6 protein-coding genes are annotated in these 18,572 nt (G+C 47.8%); all 6 read left to right on the top strand.

From position 1 onward, the window contains the following. Positions 1–12 precede the first annotated feature (12 nt). The 6 genes from KVT36_RS06145 to KVT36_RS06170 all read left to right on the top strand — a co-directional run bounded on the left by KVT36_RS06145 (position 13) and on the right by KVT36_RS06170 (position 18,562). Positions 13–7,167, top strand: coding sequence for a non-ribosomal peptide synthetase (locus KVT36_RS06145; RefSeq protein WP_217602622.1), 7,155 nt, complete (start codon positions 13–15; stop codon positions 7,165–7,167). Between the two features lie 38 nt (positions 7,168–7,205). Continuing rightward, the gene (locus tag KVT36_RS06150; RefSeq protein WP_217602623.1) at positions 7,206–8,861 is read left to right on the top strand and encodes a cyclic peptide export ABC transporter; all 1,656 of its coding nucleotides are present in this window, start codon (positions 7,206–7,208) and stop codon (positions 8,859–8,861) included. Positions 8,862–8,865: 4 nt separating this feature from the next. Further along, complete coding sequence (locus tag KVT36_RS06155) at positions 8,866–9,591, top strand: thioesterase II family protein (protein WP_217602624.1); 726 nt, start codon at positions 8,866–8,868, stop codon at positions 9,589–9,591. Continuing rightward, positions 9,572–14,296, top strand: coding sequence for a non-ribosomal peptide synthetase (locus KVT36_RS06160; RefSeq protein WP_217602625.1), 4,725 nt, complete (start codon positions 9,572–9,574; stop codon positions 14,294–14,296). The genes KVT36_RS06155 and KVT36_RS06160 overlap by 20 nt, the downstream gene beginning before the upstream one ends. Before the next feature lie 74 nt (positions 14,297–14,370). After that, the gene (locus KVT36_RS06165; protein ID WP_217602626.1) at positions 14,371–16,752 is read left to right on the top strand and encodes an ABC transporter permease; all 2,382 of its coding nucleotides are present in this window, start codon (positions 14,371–14,373) and stop codon (positions 16,750–16,752) included. A 58-nt stretch (positions 16,753–16,810) separates the two neighbouring features. Then, entirely contained in the window at positions 16,811–18,562 is a 1,752-nt protein-coding gene (locus KVT36_RS06170; RefSeq protein ID WP_217602627.1) for a carbamoyltransferase, read from the top strand. Positions 18,563–18,572: the final 10 nt, after the last annotated feature.

Consider the following 18,572-nt stretch of genomic DNA (forward strand, 5'->3'; position numbering starts at 1 on the left):
AATATTAACACCATGGATATCGCAATTATAGGCATAGGCATCAGGATGCCGGAAGCCGCTACACTCCGGGAGTTTCAGGAAAACCTCGCAGGCGGGCGCGATAGCGTCAGGGAAATATCTGCCAGGCGTAAAAAGAACACGAACCTTTCCATGAGAGAAGCATACCAGCTGCTGGGCTACCTGGAGGATATTGATCTTTTTGATCCTGCCTTTTTTGGCATTTCGCGCTCAGAGGCGCGCAATATGTCGCCGGAGCAAAGGATCCTGATGGAAATAGCATATGAAGCATTTGAAAATGCCGGTTATAACTATGAGCACTTTAATAACACCCGCACCGGGGTGTATATAGGCGATACCATGCTGCAGTATTATGAGCTGGCTCGTGAAATAGAACCTACCCTGTACACCGGTAACATGAGCAGCATTATGGCCGGCCGTGTAGCCCGGTTCTTTAACCTGCGCCAAAAAGCAGTGATGGTGGATACTACCTGCTCCTCTTCCCTGGTGGCCCTGCACCAGGCCTGCAATGACCTGGCTGCGGGTGAATGTGATACCGCGCTGGTAGGCGGCGTAAGCATTAACCTGTTTCCCCGTAAGAAAAGCAGCATCGATCACCTGGGCATCATATCGCCGGGTGGTAAAGCCCGTACCTTTTCGGCCCGGGCAGATGGCACCAGCGCTGGTGAAGGTGCCGTATGTTTATTACTGAAACCTTTGGAAGCCGCACTGGCAGACCGTGATATTATTCATGCCGTAATAAAAGGCGCAGCAGTGAACCAGGATGCCAATTTATCCGGCAGCCTTACAGCGCCCAGCAGTACGGCCCAGGCAGAAGTGATTGTGGAAGCATGGGAAAAAGCAGGGATTGATCCACGTGAGGTCACTTATATTGAAGCGCATGGCACCGGCACAAAGCTGGGCGACCCGATTGAAATAGAAGGTATGGGCCAGGCCTTTGCCAGGTTTACGGACAACAAACATTTTTGCGCCGTATCTGCCGTTAAATCCAATATAGGACATACGGACTGTGTAGCCGGGCTGGCCGGACTTGTAAAGGCAGTGCTGTCATTGAAACAGCAGCAGCTCTTTCCTACCCTGCATTTTAATGAGCCCAACCCCTTTATAGATTTTGCAAATTCACCGGTATATATTAATGATACCTTACGTCCCTGGGCCTTGCCGGACGGCTGCAGCCGGCGCATAGCAGGGGTAAGCTCCTTTGGGTTAACCGGCACCAACTGCCATGTGGTGGTAACGGAAGCGCCTGCACGCGATGACAGTAACAGGCCTGCTCCAAAAGACGTATACCCTTTACTGTTATCAGCCCAAACGCAGGTTTCCCTGAAAGAAAATATGCAGGCGCTGTTGCAGCACCTGGGAGAACAGCCCTCGCTTTCACCTGAAGATGTAAGTTATACGCTGGCAGTGGGCAGAAAGCATCATAAATACCGTCTTGTAGTATGGGGCGGTACTGCTAAAGAGCTGGAGTTATCCCTCCAATCCCTTTCTGATGCAGCGCTGCTGCCTTCTTCTCCAGAAGATTATCCCAAACAGGTATGCCTGTTCTCAGATTGGTCTGAAGCTTATCCTGAGCTGGCGCAGGCATATGCTGTACATCCTGTATTTGCTGAATTTTATCAGCAATGTGCAGCTTTGGCCGGGGAGCAGGCCGGTGATCCACACTTTCAGCAGTTTGTTTTCCAGTATAGCCTGTATAAATTGCTGGCGCATGCCGGTGTTCATATCACCACCATGGTAGGGAGCGATGTAGGTAAAATAGTCATAGCCGCCATTACCGCTGCCATGCCGCTGGAGGAAGCCGTGCAGGCCGTATTGCGATATACGCCGGGCCAGGACCAGGAGCTGGAAAAGCGTACTGCCACGCTGCTGAACCGTTTTAAAACAGAACGGGTAGCGTTCATGGAAATGGGCCCTGTTGGCGATATTTCCCGGCAGATAAACAAGATGCCGCCTGCAGACGCACAATTTAAAGTGGTGCCCCTGGCCACCGGGCATAAAGATAATATCCTTACCTGCCTGGCCACTTTATTCCAGCTGCAGGTACCGGTTAATATGGCCGCCTTATGGCCCTTTGCCGGCAGCAGCAGAACAGAGCTGCCGGCTTACCGCTTTGACCGGGAACGCTGCTGGCTGGGAGAAGATCACCGTTTTGATAAAGTGAAGGATTGGTGTTATAATTTTCAGTGGGTAGAAGAGGCATTGCTGCCGGACCAGCAAACCCTTACGGGCCGCAACCTGCTGCTGGCTGCACCCGCCGGCCATCCGCTGGCGCTGGAGCTTAAACAGCAGCTTACGGCACAGCAGAATAATATCCATTTCCTGGAGCTTACCGCCGCAACAAGTGAAAGCGCCATAACCCAGGTGCTGCAAAATGCCGGGCAGCTGAATGGTATTATCTGTTTATCAGGTGCAGATAATATAAACGGACCCTTATCCGCACAAATGGAACAGGCTATGAATGGTGTATATACGCTGTTCAATGTGCTGAGAACAGCCAGCCACCTGTTCTCAGATAAAGGATGCAGCGTGCTGTTAACCACCGTAAATGCCTGCCAGGTCATGCCTGCTGATCCCGCTAACCCTTTCCAGGCCATGTATACCGCCCTGTTGAAAGGCATACAGGCAGAGCATCCCTGGCTGAATATCCGCAGCATAGATCTGGACAGTACAGCAACGCAGTACCTGCCTGTTATTTTGCAGGAGCTGCAAACGGCCACCGGCATTGGTTACAGCGCCTACCGCAATAATAAACGTTATGTGGCGCAGCTGGGCCGCGCAGAAACACTGCTGCCGGCTTATGAAGAAATAGAATGGTTCCCGGAGAATGGTACTTACCTGGTAACTGGTGGCGCCACAGGCATAGGCCTGGCCCTTAGCTTGTCCATAGCGCGCCAGAAACGGAGCAATTTTATTGTGCTGGGCAGAACAACGCTGCCGCATAAACGGCTTTGGAAGAATATACTGGCCGGCGGCAATGAGGACCGGGCCATACAGGAAAGAATAAAGGCCTTAACAGCGCTGGAAAAGCTGGACGCCAGGGTAGAGTATCAGGCCGTGGATATCAGTGATGCCGCCACTTTGCAAACTGTGATCAATAACATTAAAAACAGGTATCAGCAGGTGGATGGTGTATTGCATGCTGCCGGACTGGCAATAGAAAATATTCCTTTTGATCAGCTTACACAAAACAGTTTCAGGCAGGCCCTGGCCGCAAAGGTGCAGGGCACTGTTCTGCTGGATGAGCAGCTGCAGGAGCTGGAACCGCAGTTCTTTGTATTATGCTCCTCACTGAATGCGCTGGTGCCTAAAAAATACAGCACAGCGTATACCGTTGCCAACGCTTTTGAAGATGCCTATGCGTTATACCGCTCAGCCGCAGGCAGCACCTTTTACCGGGCCATTAACTGGCCAGGCTGGGATACCGGGCGCGATGAGCCGGTCCTTCAGGAAATGCCTGTACTGGGCCTGCAGCCGGTAAAAGTAAAAGATGGTATAGCCGCATTTTATTACACCCTGCAGCTTAACAGCGCTAACGTAGCAATAGTGCCTTTTGATCCCGGCGCATTTATTAATCCCTACTTCCTTACAGGTAAAACAACACAACCCTTACAGGCCGTACCTGCAAAACCGGATCAGCTGACGCCAACAGAAAGCAAAATGCTGAACATATGGCAGGAGGTATTAAAGTCAGACAGCATCAGCATCACAGACGATTTTTTTGAAGTGGGCGGACATTCGCTCATTGGCATTCAGATCGTGAACAGGATTGAAAAGGAGCTGGGCATAACTATTGAGTTTGAGCTGTTCTTCGACTATTATACCGTGAAAGATCTGGCAGCTTATATTGATACCCTGTTACCGCAGGATGAGCAGCTGCAGGAAGTAGTGTTTGAACAGATCCAGCCCCTGGAGGAGCAGGAACACTATAATGTTTCTTTTGCACAGAAACGATTATGGATCCTGAACTTCCTGGTAGAAGGCAATGTGTACAACATTCCCACTACCTATGTGCTGAACGGGCATTTGAACATTATTGCGCTGGAAACGGCATTTGATACACTGATCCGGCGACATGAAAGCCTGCGCACCGTGCTGCTGACCATAGATGGCACACCCCGGCAAAAAGTGCTGGACCCCGGCGCCTCAGGTTTTCGCATGAAGTTCCAGGACATCAGCAGGGAAACAAACCGTTATGAGCTGGCCCGCCAGCTGGTGGAAAAAGTGGTGGATACACGCTTTGATCTTTTTAAAGGACCTATCATACTGGCGCAGCTTATACAGCTGGAAGCAGACAAATTTATATTCAGCTTTACGCTGCACCATATCATTTCCGATGGATGGTCGAGCGAGATAATTATCCGCGAGCTGCTGCATGTTTACAATGCCTGTAATAACGGGCAACCGGTGACCATGCCGCCGCTGAACATACAGTATAAAGATTATACCGCCTGGCAGGTGCAGCAAACGAAAAAAGAAATTTTTCAGGAGCACCGCCAGTATTGGCTGCAGCAGTTTGCCGGTGAAATACCGGTGCTGAACCTGCCTACAGATAAGCCACGGCCCTCTGTGCAAACCTTCCGCGGGGAAACACTGTTTTTTACCATTGACAGTACCGTACAGCAACAGCTTAGAGAATTAGGTAAGCAGCAGGATGCCACTACATTCATGACCCTGTTTGCTGCGCTCAACGTCCTGTTATACCGCTACGCTGCACAGCAGGAAATAGTGGTAGGCGCTACCGTTACGGAAAGAGGGCATTATGACCTGGAAAACCAGGTAGGCTTTTATGTAAATACACTGCCGCTCAGAACATCCGTATCACCGGCAGATACTTTTATAAGCCTGCTGGAAAAAGTAAAGAAAGTAGTTGCCAATGCTAATAAACATAAAGATTTTCCGCTGGACCTGCTGATAGATGAGCTGAACCTGGAACGGGATGCCAGCCGTTCCGCCCTGTTTGATATTATGGCGGTGTATCAGCATGTCGGCGGGCAGGGTAACGAGCTGCTTATGGAAGGTATTGAAGTGGATGATTACCCGCTGGATACAGACATCAGCCGGTTTGACCTCACCTTTGACTTTTATGAATCGGATAACGATATTACTTTAAAGCTGGTATTTAACAGTGCCCTGTATACTGCACATTTTGCCAATAACATGGGAATACACCTGCAGCAGCTGCTGTTGTCATGCCTGCAGGATCCATTGCAGGTAATAGATGATCTTTCCCTGGCAGATAGCGCTGAGCTGGAAAAATTACAGGCTGGCACACGCATGGCCAAACTGGCAATGACAGATCACACAGCAAAAGATACGCTGGTAGCCCGGTGGCAGCAGAGTGCCGCCGCTTTTGGCGAAAGACAGGCATTGTGGTATGAAGGCCGCAGCTGGACTTACCAGGAGCTGCATGCAAAAAGTAACCAGCTGGCAGCACATTTGCGTGAAGCCTATAACATCACTGCTGATGATAAGGTAGCTATCCTGCTGGATAAATCAGACCATACGGTGCTGAGCATCCTGGCGGTTTTAAAAGCCGGTGCCGCTTACCTGCCGCTGGATCCTGCGCATCCGGCAGAGCGCCTGCAATACATACTCCGCGATGCGCTTCCCAAAGTGATCATTACACAATCAGATCACTTAATGAAGCTGGAAGATTATGAGGGCAATGTGTTTGCGGCCGACCTGGAGCTGGATATGCTGAAAACCGGCACTGAAGATATTGCCGGCAATGTCACGGCAAAAGACCTGGCTTGCTGTATCTATACATCCGGTACCACCGGGCAGCCCAAAGGCAGCCTCATAGAACATCATTCACTGGTGAACCTGACTAATGGCCTCCATCATTTATTAGCGTTGAGCACTGAGCATCCTTTACGGATGGCCGCCATTGCGCCGGTAGTATTTGATCCCTTTGGAAAACAGCTTTTCCTGGCCCTGTTAAATGGCCACAGCCTGTATATAGTGCCGGATGATGTTAAAAAGTCGGGCACCGGTTTATGGGAGTATTATAGCCGGCATCAGATAACACTCACAGATGGTACGCCTTCTTTCTTACAGCTGTTAGTGAGTTGTTTCCCGGGTGGCGATACGCCGGTGTTTTATTGGCTGATAGGCGGAGAAGTGCTGCCGCAGCCGCTGGTCCTGTCCCTGTTTGAATTATACGGTCCGCAGGAACCGCCGCTGCTGTTGAATGAATATGGTTTAACAGAATGTGCGGTAGATAACTGCTGTTACAAAGTAACCGATATAGCGCAGCTGAAAGAAAAAGCAATATTGCCCATTGGGCAGCCTTTGCTGAACAACGGAATATTTTTGCTGGATGATAAATTACGGCCGGTGCCTGAAGGCGTAGCCGGTGAAATATGCATAGCCGGCGCGGGCCTGGGGCGTGGTTACCTGAACCGCCCGGAACTAACGGAAGAAAAATTTGTAGCCGTGCCTGCCCTGCAGGGATTAAAAGTTTTCAGGACAGGTGATATGGGCCGCCGCCTGGAAAATAATGAGCTGGTATGTTTGGGCCGTAAAGACAGGCAGGTAAAAATAAGGGCCCACAGGATTGAGCTGGGAGAAATAGAACAGCTGCTGTTGAAACACCCGGATGTAAGCGAAGCGTATGTAACAGACCGGAAAGATGCGCAACAGGAACCTTACCTGGCCGCTTACCTGGTGATGAAGAAGCCTGTTGCCCAGCACCAGCTGAAAGCCCACCTGGAAAAGTGGCTGCCTGATTACATGATCCCGGCCTATTTTATAATGCTGGATAGGTTTCCGCTCACTATTAATGGTAAAATAGATAAGGCAGCGTTGCCCGACCCCACCAGGATCAGTACCCCGCATAATGCTTATGTAGCACCGTCTACAGACCTTCAGAAAAAATTCTGCGCCATCTGGGAAGAAACATTAGGAAGAGAGCAGGTAAGCATTAAGGATAATTTCTTTGATCTTGGCGGGCATTCGCTTAAAGCAGTGCAGGTGGTTTTCAGGCTGCAGAAAGAGCTGCACGCAGATATTAATGTAGCTGCTATCTTCAGGAACCCCACGGTGGAAAAACTTGCCGCAGAAATAGAAAACACCCTGCTGCTGAAGAATATCAGTACCCTCAGTGAGGGGAAAGGCCTTCCGGATGTGGAAGAAGTGATCCTCTGAGCCGTTTAATTATTCACTCATCCTCTCAAATTATTGTATTGGAATTCCTGAAAATCCTTTTTGGCAGGTCAAGATCATTTTACCTGTTCCTGGCAATATTGAGCATCTTCAACGGTTTGCTGAATACAGGATTGCTGATGTTCATCAATAAAACCATCACACGCACTCCATTGCCTTTCCTGCCCCGGTATGACTGGTTGCTGTTCCTGGCATTGGTAACTGTATCATTGATCGTAAGTAAGGTGTTTCACACCTATATGGTTAGTCTTACTACGGATATACGCTCAGACCTGCAGATATCTATCCTGCGGAAGCTGAAGCATGCCAACTACCAGGAATTTGAGAAGCTGGGCAATGAAAAAGTGTTTACGGCCATGGGCGATATTAATATGCTTAGCAATTTGCCGGAGGTGTTCATGAACATGATGAATGCGCTGATAACAGTGGCCTGTTGTTTTGTATACCTGTTTTTAATGTCGGTCACCGGTGCCGCATTGATCATGCTGATGATGACGGGTTTGCTGATATTCTACCTGGTCAGGAACCGGAGTGTGGAAAAGCAGCTGAACCTGATCAGGAATATGCAGAACAATTTCTGGAAATACCTGGGCGATCTGCTGGGTGGATTCAGGGAAACAAAAATGCGTTTTACCCGTAATGAAAATATTCACACCGGTTTCCTGGAAAAGAACATTAACGAAAGCAAAGCCCTTAGTATTAAAGCCAGCACCCGTTACCTGGATAATGAGCTTACCGGCAACTACAGCTGGTACCTGACCCTGGGCGCCATTATGTTCCTGCTGCCCCGCATGTTCAGCCTGGACCAGGAAAATGTAACCGCCTTTCTTATCACCATCCTGTACCTGATGGGGCCTGTAGCGGTGCTTATTACCCTGGTGCCCACCTATACGAACGTAAAGATAGCGCTGCAAAGGCTGGATGAGTTTAACGCTAAGGTAAAGGCCCACATTACGCAGGAAACTACCGGAGCGCAAACGGACGACTTTGGACCTTTCCGGAGTATCCGTTTTGAACAGGTGAAGTTTGAATACTTTGATACCCGGGAACAGCGCAACTTTGTGCTGGGCCCTCTGAGCCTTGAAATAAAAGAACATGAAACCGTATTTATAGCAGGAGGTAACGGCAGTGGCAAAACCACTTTTGCCTATTTGCTCACCGGTTTGTACCGCCCATCAGAAGGCACTATTTACCTGAATAATATACCGGTAACGGAGGATAACAGGGCGGTGTACCGCAACCGTATGTCGGCCATTTATACCAATGGTTACCTGTTTGGTGAAAATTATGATGGTTTTGATCTGAACCCTGAAGGCGAACGGCTGGCAGGGCTGATAGCCTTATTAAAGCTTAATGGCATTTTAAGGATGGATGACAAGCATAATATGCTGGACATTCATTTATCAAAAGGTCAGCAAAAACGCCTGGCGCTGATCTATGCCCTGCTGGAAGAGAACCCGTTTATAATGCTGGATGAATGGGCCGCAGAGCAGGATCCTGCCTTCCGCCACTACTTCTATGAAATTCTATTATCCAATCTCAAAGCAGAAGGAAAAACCATTGTAGCCATTACGCACGATGATGATTTTTACCATTGCTGCGATCGTATTATAAAGTTTGGTTACGGTAAAGTGCTGTCAGATCAAAGAACAGACCGTACGCTTTCCTTACAATAAGTATATGCTGCGTATCAATTTATTCTGTCTTCCCTTTGCAGGCGGTAGTAAAACCGCTTATTACCGGTTTACGGAGCTGGCCCCGGAAGCCTTAACCATTATACCGCTGGAGCTACCGGGCAGGGGTATACGCTATTCAGAACCCCTGCTTACAGACCTGCATGTTATGGTAGAGGATATTATGGCGCAGATAAGGCCGCGCCTGAGCCAGCCATACGCCTTATACGGGCATAGCATGGGCGCCCTCTTATGTTACCTGCTGGCCAAAAGAATAACTCAGGAAAAGCTGAATGCACCGCTGCACCTGTTCCTGACCGGGAAAGGCGCTCCTTCCATTCTGTTCAGCAGGAAGGTACGGCACCGGATGTCACAGGAGGAGCTGGTTGCAGACCTGCAGCAAATGGGTGGTATGCCGGACATTGTGCTGAAAGACCATAAGCTGCTGGATCTGTTCCTGCCCATTATAAGAGCAGATTTCCAGGCAGTGGAAAGTTTCCGTTATGAGGAGCCTGCCCGGCTGGATATACCCTTTACCGTTATAACAGGCAGTGAGGAAAGTATAACAGACGAAAAAATAAAACCCTGGCAGCTGGAGACCTTTGCTACAGTAACGTTCCGCAAGCTGCCCGGAGGCCATTTCTTTATTTTCAATTACGGCCGGGAGATCCTGGAAATGATCACCCACGCGCTTTACACTTACGCTTTGAAAGATGAAAACGGTGCAATCTGATAACATATTTGACTTTATTGCACAGCTGCATGCAGCTGATATTCATATGCAGCTGGCCGGTGAACAGCTGAAAATAAGCGGCGCACGGCAGCAGCTGTCATCAGGTATACTGGAGCAGATAAAGGAAAGAAAGGTTGATATCATTAATGCGCTGAAAGGTTATTCCTATAAGAAACACAGTAATATTCCACTCATAGAGGATCAGGAATACTACGATGTTTCATATGCCCAGCGGCGGTTATGGATCATACACCAGCTGGAAGAAGGGAAAAGTGCCTATAATACGCTCTCTATATCCGGGTTTAAAGGGATCCCGGAACCCCGGATGCTGGAAAAAGCCGTACAGCAGCTGATGGACAGGCATGAAAGCCTGCGTACTGTATTCTTTTCACTGAACGGGGAAATAAAACAACGGGTCTGCAACAAAGGAATATTGCCTTCCCCGGTTTTGTATATACATCTTGAGGATGCGGCCCGGCAGCAAACCTTGTTGCAGGATTGTTTAGAGGAAGAGGCCAGTTACGTATTTGATCTGGAAAAAGGCCCCCTGTTCCGCATTAAACTGATTTACTGCAGTAACAGGGAATATATCTTCTGTTTCAATGTGCATCATATTATTGCAGATGGCTGGTCCATGAAGCTGTTGTTAAATGAGCTGCAATGGTTGTATGAGCAAAATCTCACGCAGCAGCACACAGCAGAGGCGCCGCTGCCGGTCCAGTACCGGCATTACACAGCATGGCAGCGCCAGACATTGCAGGAAAAGGGCGCTGGCAGCCATCGCGCCTATTGGAATATGCAAATGGAGGGCGATCTGCCAGTGCTGGATCTAACTACTGATTACCCAAGGCCTGCAATCAGGCGGTATGAGGGCAGCAGCAAAGAAGTTTGGCTGGACCAGGAATTAAAGAACCGTTTAACTGCGCTGGGTTTAGAAGCAGGCACCAACATTTTTGCAGTATTGGTAGCCGCGCTGAGTGGTATTTTTTTCCGCTATACCGGCCAGCAGGATATTATGATAGGTACGCCGGTCAGCGCCAGGTCGCATGCGGACCTGGATGGGCAGGTAGGATTATATGTGAACACAGTCGTGTTCCGCAGCAGGTTTTCCGGTGAAAATACTTTTTATGAGCTGCTCCGGCACGTGAAGCAGGTAGTGCTGGATGGATTGGAGCACCAGCTCTATCCGTTTGATCTGCTGATAGAAGACCTGGATGTAGCCGGGGACCGCAGCAGGAACCCGTTGTTTGACCTGATGATCATTTATGAAAAAAAAGAAGATGAGTATAACGCCAATACAAGCACAACGCTGGAATCGCAGGAATTGCTGAGCAGTAAAGTAAGCATGTTTGATCTGACCTATGATTTCCAGGAAAAAGAAGATGGGCTACAGCTGTCAATTGTATATAATAAGGAATTGTTTGTTCCGCAGCGTATTGAAAATATGGCAGCTCATTTCAAACAATGGCTGCACGCTGTTATCACTTACCCGCACCTGCCGTTGCAGGAGCTGGAGTATCTAGGCCAGAGGGAGCAGCATGTGTTATTGAACGGGTTTAATGATACACACCGGGTTTATACTCCCGGTTTAACCCTTAAGCATTTACTGGAACAGCAGGCAAAGCGTACCCCCGATGCCGTAGCCGTTGTTTTTAAAGAAGAACGGTTAAGCTACAAAGCGCTGGATAAGGTAGCCAGCCAGTTAGCCAGGCTGTTAATGCAGAAGGGCGTAACTACAGAAACGCTTGTGCCGGTATGCATGGAAAGGTCTATGGAAATGGTGATAGCTATTATTGCCATACTCAAGGCAGGGGCGGCCTATGTGCCGGTTGACCCGCTTTATCCTGAAGAACGTGTTCGCTATATTTTACAGGATACCGGTGCAAAGCTGGTAATAACAGACGGTGCTGCGTCCTTCATAGAAAATATAGCCGGCGTGGAGGTTTTAAATATGATCGCTGAACGGAGCATGATTCAGTCTATGCCGGATGCAAACATTGATATGGATCCTGATCCCCGCAACCTGGCTTATGTGATCTATACATCCGGCTCTACCGGCCGGCCAAAAGGAGTAATGATCGAACATGCTGCGATCGTAAACCGTCTTTACTGGATGCAGGAATATTTCCAGTTACAGGAAGACGACCGGGTGCTGCAAAAAACAACTTTTTGTTTTGATGTATCGGTATGGGAATTTTTATGGCCCTTATGCACCGGGGCCCGGTTAATAGTGGCTGTGCCGGGTGGGAACCGAGACAACCGTTACCTTAAAGAAGTGATAGAAAGGGAAGCTATTACCACTCTTCACTTTGTACCATCTATGCTGGAAGTGTTCCTGGCAGATGTAGAAAAAGATGATTGTTCATCGCTCAGAAGAGTTATATGCAGCGGGGAAGCGCTGAAAGTAAATCACGTGCTTAAATTTAAGGAAAGCATGGGGCATGCATCCCTGTACAACCTGTATGGGCCAACAGAGGCGGCTATAGATGTGAGCTACTGGCGCCTGCCGGAAAATGCACAGGCATTAAACCAGGTACCAATAGGAAAGCCGGTTGCAAATACCGGTTTATATATACTAGATAATAACAATAAACTGCAGCCACTGGGCGCCAAAGGGCGTTTGTTTATTGGCGGCATTCAGCTGGCAAGGGGTTATTTGAATAACCAGGCGCTTACAGAAAAGAAGTTTATTGAGCACCCGGAAATAGGGCGTTTATACGATACCGGTGATATAGCCCGCTGGTTATGGGATGGCAACCTGGCATTCCTTGGCCGTGATGATGACCAGGTAAAGATCCGGGGATACCGTATTGAATTGGAGGAAGTAACTGCCGCCTTAATAAAATATAAAGGCATCAAAGATGGGGTGGTAGTGGCCCGCCAGGTAAACGGCGACAATATGCTGGCAGCATATATTATCTGGGAGGGGCAGCCGGATGAGGAAGGAGTACGGATGTATCTGCATTCCTGCCTGCCCTTATATATGCATCCGGCCGTTTATGTTAGTTTGAACGATCTGCCGCTTACTGCCAGTGGTAAAATAGATAAAAAGCAGTTGCCTCCATTACCGGAATTGTTGCAGGGACCTGGTTACATATCCCCGGAAAATGAGATGGAGCAAAAGATGGCGGAGATATGGGAGGAAGTATTTTATCGCGAAAAAGTAGGTGTATCAGACGATTTCTTTGCGCTGGGCGGGCACTCGATAAAGGCAATAAGAATGATCTCATTGATCTATAAAGCATTTGGTGTGCAAACAACGCTCAACAACATCTTTACATATACAACTATAAGGGCGCTGTGCAATGAATTAAAGAAGCAGGACCAGCAGCATAATTCGCCCGCTGAAATAAATGGCCATACTTTCCGGATAGAAGCAGGCAATGAAACCTTTTATGAAGTTACAGGCGGCCAGCAGTACTGGGTGAACATGTATCATGATGAGGAATATAAGCAGCATGATAAACGGCATGGATTAATGTCGCTTATTCTGGAAATAAATGGTGGCTTTAATATCGGGCCCTTTAAAAAAGCAGTGCAGTTTTTGATTGAGCGGCATGAAAGCCTGCGTGCCACTTTCCGTTTCCTGGATGGGAAATGTGTGATGAAAATATTGGATCAGGCAGCCCTTTCTCATTTTCCTGAGTATAGCGAAGCTGTACAGGAAGATATACTGGATGAAGCTGCCGCAAACTTTATCTATTTTAAGGATCACCAGTTTGATTTTGAACAGGGGCCTTTGTTCCTGGTACGCGTGTTAAAGATCAGTCATGATAAACATATCGTGTCTATAAGGATCCATCATGTAATTTCAGATACCTGGACTATAGAAATAATGGCCAGGGACCTGTTCACTGCTTATAAAGCTTATGATCAGCAACAGCTGCCGCAGCTGCCCCCCTTACGGTACCAGTTCAAAGAGTATCTTTCCTTTGTACTGGCCTATGAAAGGGCAAACTGGCAATCGCATGATGCTTACTGGCGGCAGCGTTATACTACCCTCCCGGACGATCTCATTATTCCGGCTGAGCAAAAGGAACGCTCTGGTGACTTTTCAAAGCGCATTGTTCATGAACTTCATTTTCCGGTTCAGCGTCCTTTGTATGAGCAGTTAAAAATATATGCGGGCCGTTTTTCAGCAAGCCTTTTTGTAGTACTGCAGGCCGCTTTTAAAAGTTACCTTCATCATAAGACCGGGCAGCTGGATATTGTGATCGGAGCGGATCTTCATGGACGGGATCACGCCGGCCTGGAAGATCAGATAGGCAGTTATTCCAGGGCTGTATTAGTAAGGACCACCTTTGAAGAGCAGGACGATTTTGCAGCGCAGGTGTATAAAGTAAAACAGGCTAACCTGGAAATGATCCGGTATACTGCAGCCAGCCTGCTTGGATATTTACTGGAATTAACGCCGCCGGGTGTAGACCTTCGGACTACCGTGTGGAAAGTGAACCTGAAATATGATGATGCCGCTCATTATCATGTAAGTGACCAGGTGTTCCGTGAGCTGACCAACGGTTTTGATATAAAATTATTACCGGATCCGGCCAACAGTATCATGTTAACCCCATTTGATATGCAGCTTGGATTTGTGACCACTGAAGAAGGATTGACCATCAGCGCAGAATATGATAGCAGCCTGTACACCAGTGAGTCTATCCGCGCCATGATAGATGACTTTATTACCTATATGCAGGGGCTTTAAACCTTTATACAGAAAATAAAGTGTCTTAATAGTGTTATCCCATCCCCCGCTTTACAGGAATAAAATAAGCAGTTATGTTTAGAAGCTATTTTAAAACAGCCTGGAGAAATATTGTTAATGATAAGGTTTATACAACCCTGAATATACTGGGCCTGGCTATTGGCATGGCAGTGGCCCTGCTGATCGGGTTATGGGTATACAGTGAACAGTCCTATGATAGGTTCCTGCCTGGTTATGAAGATCTGTACCAGGTTAAGATGAATGCAGATAACAACGGGGAAATAACCACTTACAGCTCTACTTCCCTGGCATTGGCAGATGCCCTGCGCATGAGTATTCCTGAAATTAAATATGTAGCGGAAACAGATTGGATGGGACCGCATGGATTAATGGCAGGTAACCGCAAATTCTATCTGAATGGCGGGCAGGTTGGAGCGGACTTTTTAAAAATGTTCCGGTATCCCTTACTGCAGGGGAATGCTGCCACCGTATTGCAGCAGCCCTATTCAATTGTATTAACTGCATCCACCGCAGCCGCTTTGTTTGGCAATGAAGATCCGTTGGATAAAATAGTACGGGTTGATAATATCTATGACCTGAAGGTTACAGGTGTGTTGGCGGACTTACCGGCTAATTCTACCTTTCAGTTTAAATACCTGATCCCTTTCAGCTTTTTTGAACAAACAACAGATTGGGTGAAAGCCGCCAGGAGAGGGGGATGGAAGGAAAACTCATTCCAGGTGTTTGCGCAGCTGCAGGAGAAAGCAAGTTATGAAAAGGTGGCGAACAAAATGAAAAATATTGCAAAAAATAATGATCCCAGCGTGAATACAGAGATCATTATGCAGCCAATGAAGAACTGGCACCTGTATTCTGATTATAAGAACGGAAAAGAAGCAGGCGGGTTTATTGACTATATACGGATGTTTGGGATAATAGGCATATTGGTATTGTTGATTGCGTGTATAAATTTTATAAACCTTTCCACGGCCCGTTCGGGAAAAAGGGCGAAGGAGGTTGGGATCAGGAAAGCGCTGGGTTCCCGGAAGAGCCACCTGGTGATGCAATTTTTAATAGAATCCATCCTGATCACTTTTTTTGCTTTCATCATTTCAATAGTGCTGGTGCAGCTGGCGCTGCCTGGTTTTGCCGTACTAACCGGGCGTAGGTTAAGCATCCCGTTCCTGAGCGGTACGTTCTGGTGTTTAATGATAGCTTATGTGCTGATCACGGGTTTTATAGCCGGTTGCCGTCCTGCCTTTTATCTCTCTTCTTTCAGACCCGTGAAAGTGCTGAAAGGAAATTTAAAAACAGGGAAAGGAGGTACCATCCCAAGAAAAGTGCTGATCGTACTGCAATTCTCCTGCTCCGTAGCGCTGATCATAAGCACCATCATTGTTTATCAGCAAATGCAGCACGCAAAGAACCGCCCCATAGGTTACAACATCAGCCGCTTAATGATGACAAACGACAATGAGGATCTGAGCCATAATTATGTTGCGCTTAAAGATGAATTGCTGCAAAGTGGCATTGTGGAAAGTGTGACCAAAGCATCCAGCCCGGCCACCAATATTTATTCGCATTCCAAAATTGATTACTGGCCGGGTAAACGTGCAGATGAAACCTTTGGCAGCATGGGTACTATTGCTATTGCCACAGATTATTTTAAAACATTGGGCATGCAGCTTAAGCAGGGGAGGGACTTTTTAGGAAGTGTTGACGCGGATTCCCTGAGTGTGATCCTGAATGAAGCCGCAGTAAAAAGGTTGCGCCTGAAGGAACCGCTGGACCAGAGCATAACCTGGCATGATACCGTAAAGCTTAGAATAACCGGCGTGGTGAAGGATGCATTGATGGAATCACCTTTCGCCTCTGTAGAACCTACCATGTTTGTTTACAATCCCGCCCAGAGCGTCGGTAATACTATTATGTACCGGTTAACGCCTGATGCAGATCCTGAGCTGGTGGTGGAGAAGCTTAAGCAGGTATTTAACAAGTATAGCCCCGGGTATCCCTACAATTACCGGTTTGTAAGTGAAGTATATGCCGGTAAATTTAATCTTGAACTTTTTTTAGGGAAACTAGCCGGCTTATTTGCAAGCCTTTCCATTCTTATTTCCTGCCTGGGTCTTGTGGGATTAGCAGCTTATGTGGCAGAGCAGCGCACCAAGGAAATAGGCGTCAGGAAAGTGCTGGGAGCTTCCGTTTTACAGCTGTGGATGTTGTTGCTTAAAGATTTTATGATACTGGTAGCTATCAGCTGCCTGATTGCATCGCCGTTGGCCTGGTTCTTTCTGCAAAACTGGCTGCAAAAATATGCTTACCGTATCAATATAGGTGTTGGCGCTTTTTTAGCAGCAGCTTTTATTGCGATCTTTATCACCACCGTTACAACCAGCTACCAGGCTGTTAGAACAGCGGTTGCAAATCCCCTGAAAAGTTTAAGATCAGAATAAACGCCCGTTAATTTATTTACCCCTTACTCTCTGCTTCCCGTTTAAAACAGGATTAATTATGAATATTGTAGGAATCTCCGCGTTCTTTCATGACGCGGCCTGCTGCCTATTGCAGGACGGCATACTAAAAGCAGCTGCGGAAGAGGAGCGCTTTACCCGTATTAAAGCCGATCCCTCCATACCGGTACAGGCCTTTAAATATTGCCTGGAACAGTCAGGCCTTACTATTGCGGACATAGATTGTATTGCCTATTATGAAAACCCTGAAAAAAAGCTGGCGCGCCAGTTATGGAGCGGCGTATGGGGAAATAAGCCCGGACTTTTAACCCGGCTGCAACCCAATATGGTGGCATCGGCAATCAGGGAACAGTTAGGCTTTGAGGGGCAGGTTAAATTTATAGACCATCATTTATCCCATGCCGCCAGCAGCTTCTTTTTTTCGGGATTTGAAGAAGCAGCAGTACTCACGGTAGATGGTGTAGGCGAATGGGCCACTACCACTTACGGAAAAGGTGACAGGGATAATCTGCAGATCTTTGAAGAGGTTGAATTTCCTGACTCCCTTGGCCTGCTGTATAGCACCATTACCAGTTACCTTGGATTTGGCGTAAACGATGGTGAATATAAAGTAATGGGCCTGGCGCCCTATGGCAAACCCTTATACGCAGATAACATCCGGAAATTAATATCAGTAAAAGAAGCAGGGCAGTACCGTTTGGAGATGCAATACTTTGGCTTTATGAGCAGCCGCTGCATGTATACTGATCTGCTGCCGGAATTATTTGGAAAAGCGCCCCGACAGGAGGATGCTCCCTTAAACCAGTTCCATGCAGATATAGCCAAAAGCCTGCAGGTAGTATTGGAAGAAATATTGCTTGAAAAAACCTTTTACCTGCACAACAAAGTCAATACAGAAAATTTGTGCATGGCCGGCGGAGTAGCCTTGAATTGCGTAGCCAATGGGCACATACTCAGGAACGGGCCTTTTAAAAAATTGTTTGTGCAGCCGGCAGCAAATGACGCCGGCGGTGCAATAGGCGCTGCTGCAATGGCGCATTTAGAGTTGAATGGTGAAAGGCCGGCCCGGAACAGGCTGCAGCATGTATACCTGGGCCCCTCTTTTAGCACTGATGAAGTGCACCGCTTACTGGAATCTACTTCTGTTGAATACATTAACTGCAGGGAAAATGAGAACATGCTGCTGGAGCTTACAGCCAGGAAGATCAGTGAAGGAAAAGTGATCGGCTGGTTCCAGGGCCGTATGGAATTTGGTCCCCGCTCCCTGGGAGCAAGGTCTATCCTCGCTGATCCCAGGAATCCCGATATGCGCGACCGTATAAATGCCATGGTTAAAAAACGGGAAGGCTTCAGGCCATTTGCCCCCGCAATACTGGATGTAAAAGCGCGGGAGCATTTTAACCTGGATCATCATTCCCCCTTCATGCTGGAAACCTGCCAGGTTATTTCATCACTGGAATTACCTGCTATTACGCATGTAGATGGTTCTGCAAGGGTACAAACCGTGCACAGGGATACAAATGAACGTTTTTATGGATTGCTGGAAGCATTTGGCTCCCTTACGGGTTGCCCTATTTTATTAAACACCTCTTTTAATATCAAAGGCGAACCGATAGTATGCACCCCTGAAGATGCTATACGCTGTTTTGTTACCACCGACATTGATTGCCTGGTAATAGAAGATTTCATCATTGACAGGGAGGAGAACAGCCTGGACATACTGAAATACCTTTTGCTCTATACTTTTCCCGGGAAAAGCGGGATCCAGCACGATGTATACACCTTTATATAACTCCTTATAA

Source organism: Chitinophaga sp. GbtcB8 (assembly GCF_019091455.1).
Classification (GTDB): domain Bacteria; phylum Bacteroidota; class Bacteroidia; order Chitinophagales; family Chitinophagaceae; genus Chitinophaga.

Excerpts from the sequence above, each read along its gene's own strand:
- KVT36_RS06145 (WP_217602622.1), top strand. The coding sequence starts at position 13 with ATGGATATCGCAATTATAGGCATAGGCATCAGGATGCCGGAAGCCGCT.
- KVT36_RS06155 (WP_217602624.1), top strand. The coding sequence starts at position 8,866 with ATGCTGCGTATCAATTTATTCTGTCTTCCCTTTGCAGGCGGTAGTAAA.
- KVT36_RS06160 (WP_217602625.1), top strand. The coding sequence starts at position 9,572 with ATGAAAACGGTGCAATCTGATAACATATTTGACTTTATTGCACAGCTG.
- KVT36_RS06165 (WP_217602626.1), top strand. The coding sequence starts at position 14,371 with ATGTTTAGAAGCTATTTTAAAACAGCCTGGAGAAATATTGTTAATGAT.
- KVT36_RS06170 (WP_217602627.1), top strand. The coding sequence starts at position 16,811 with ATGAATATTGTAGGAATCTCCGCGTTCTTTCATGACGCGGCCTGCTGC.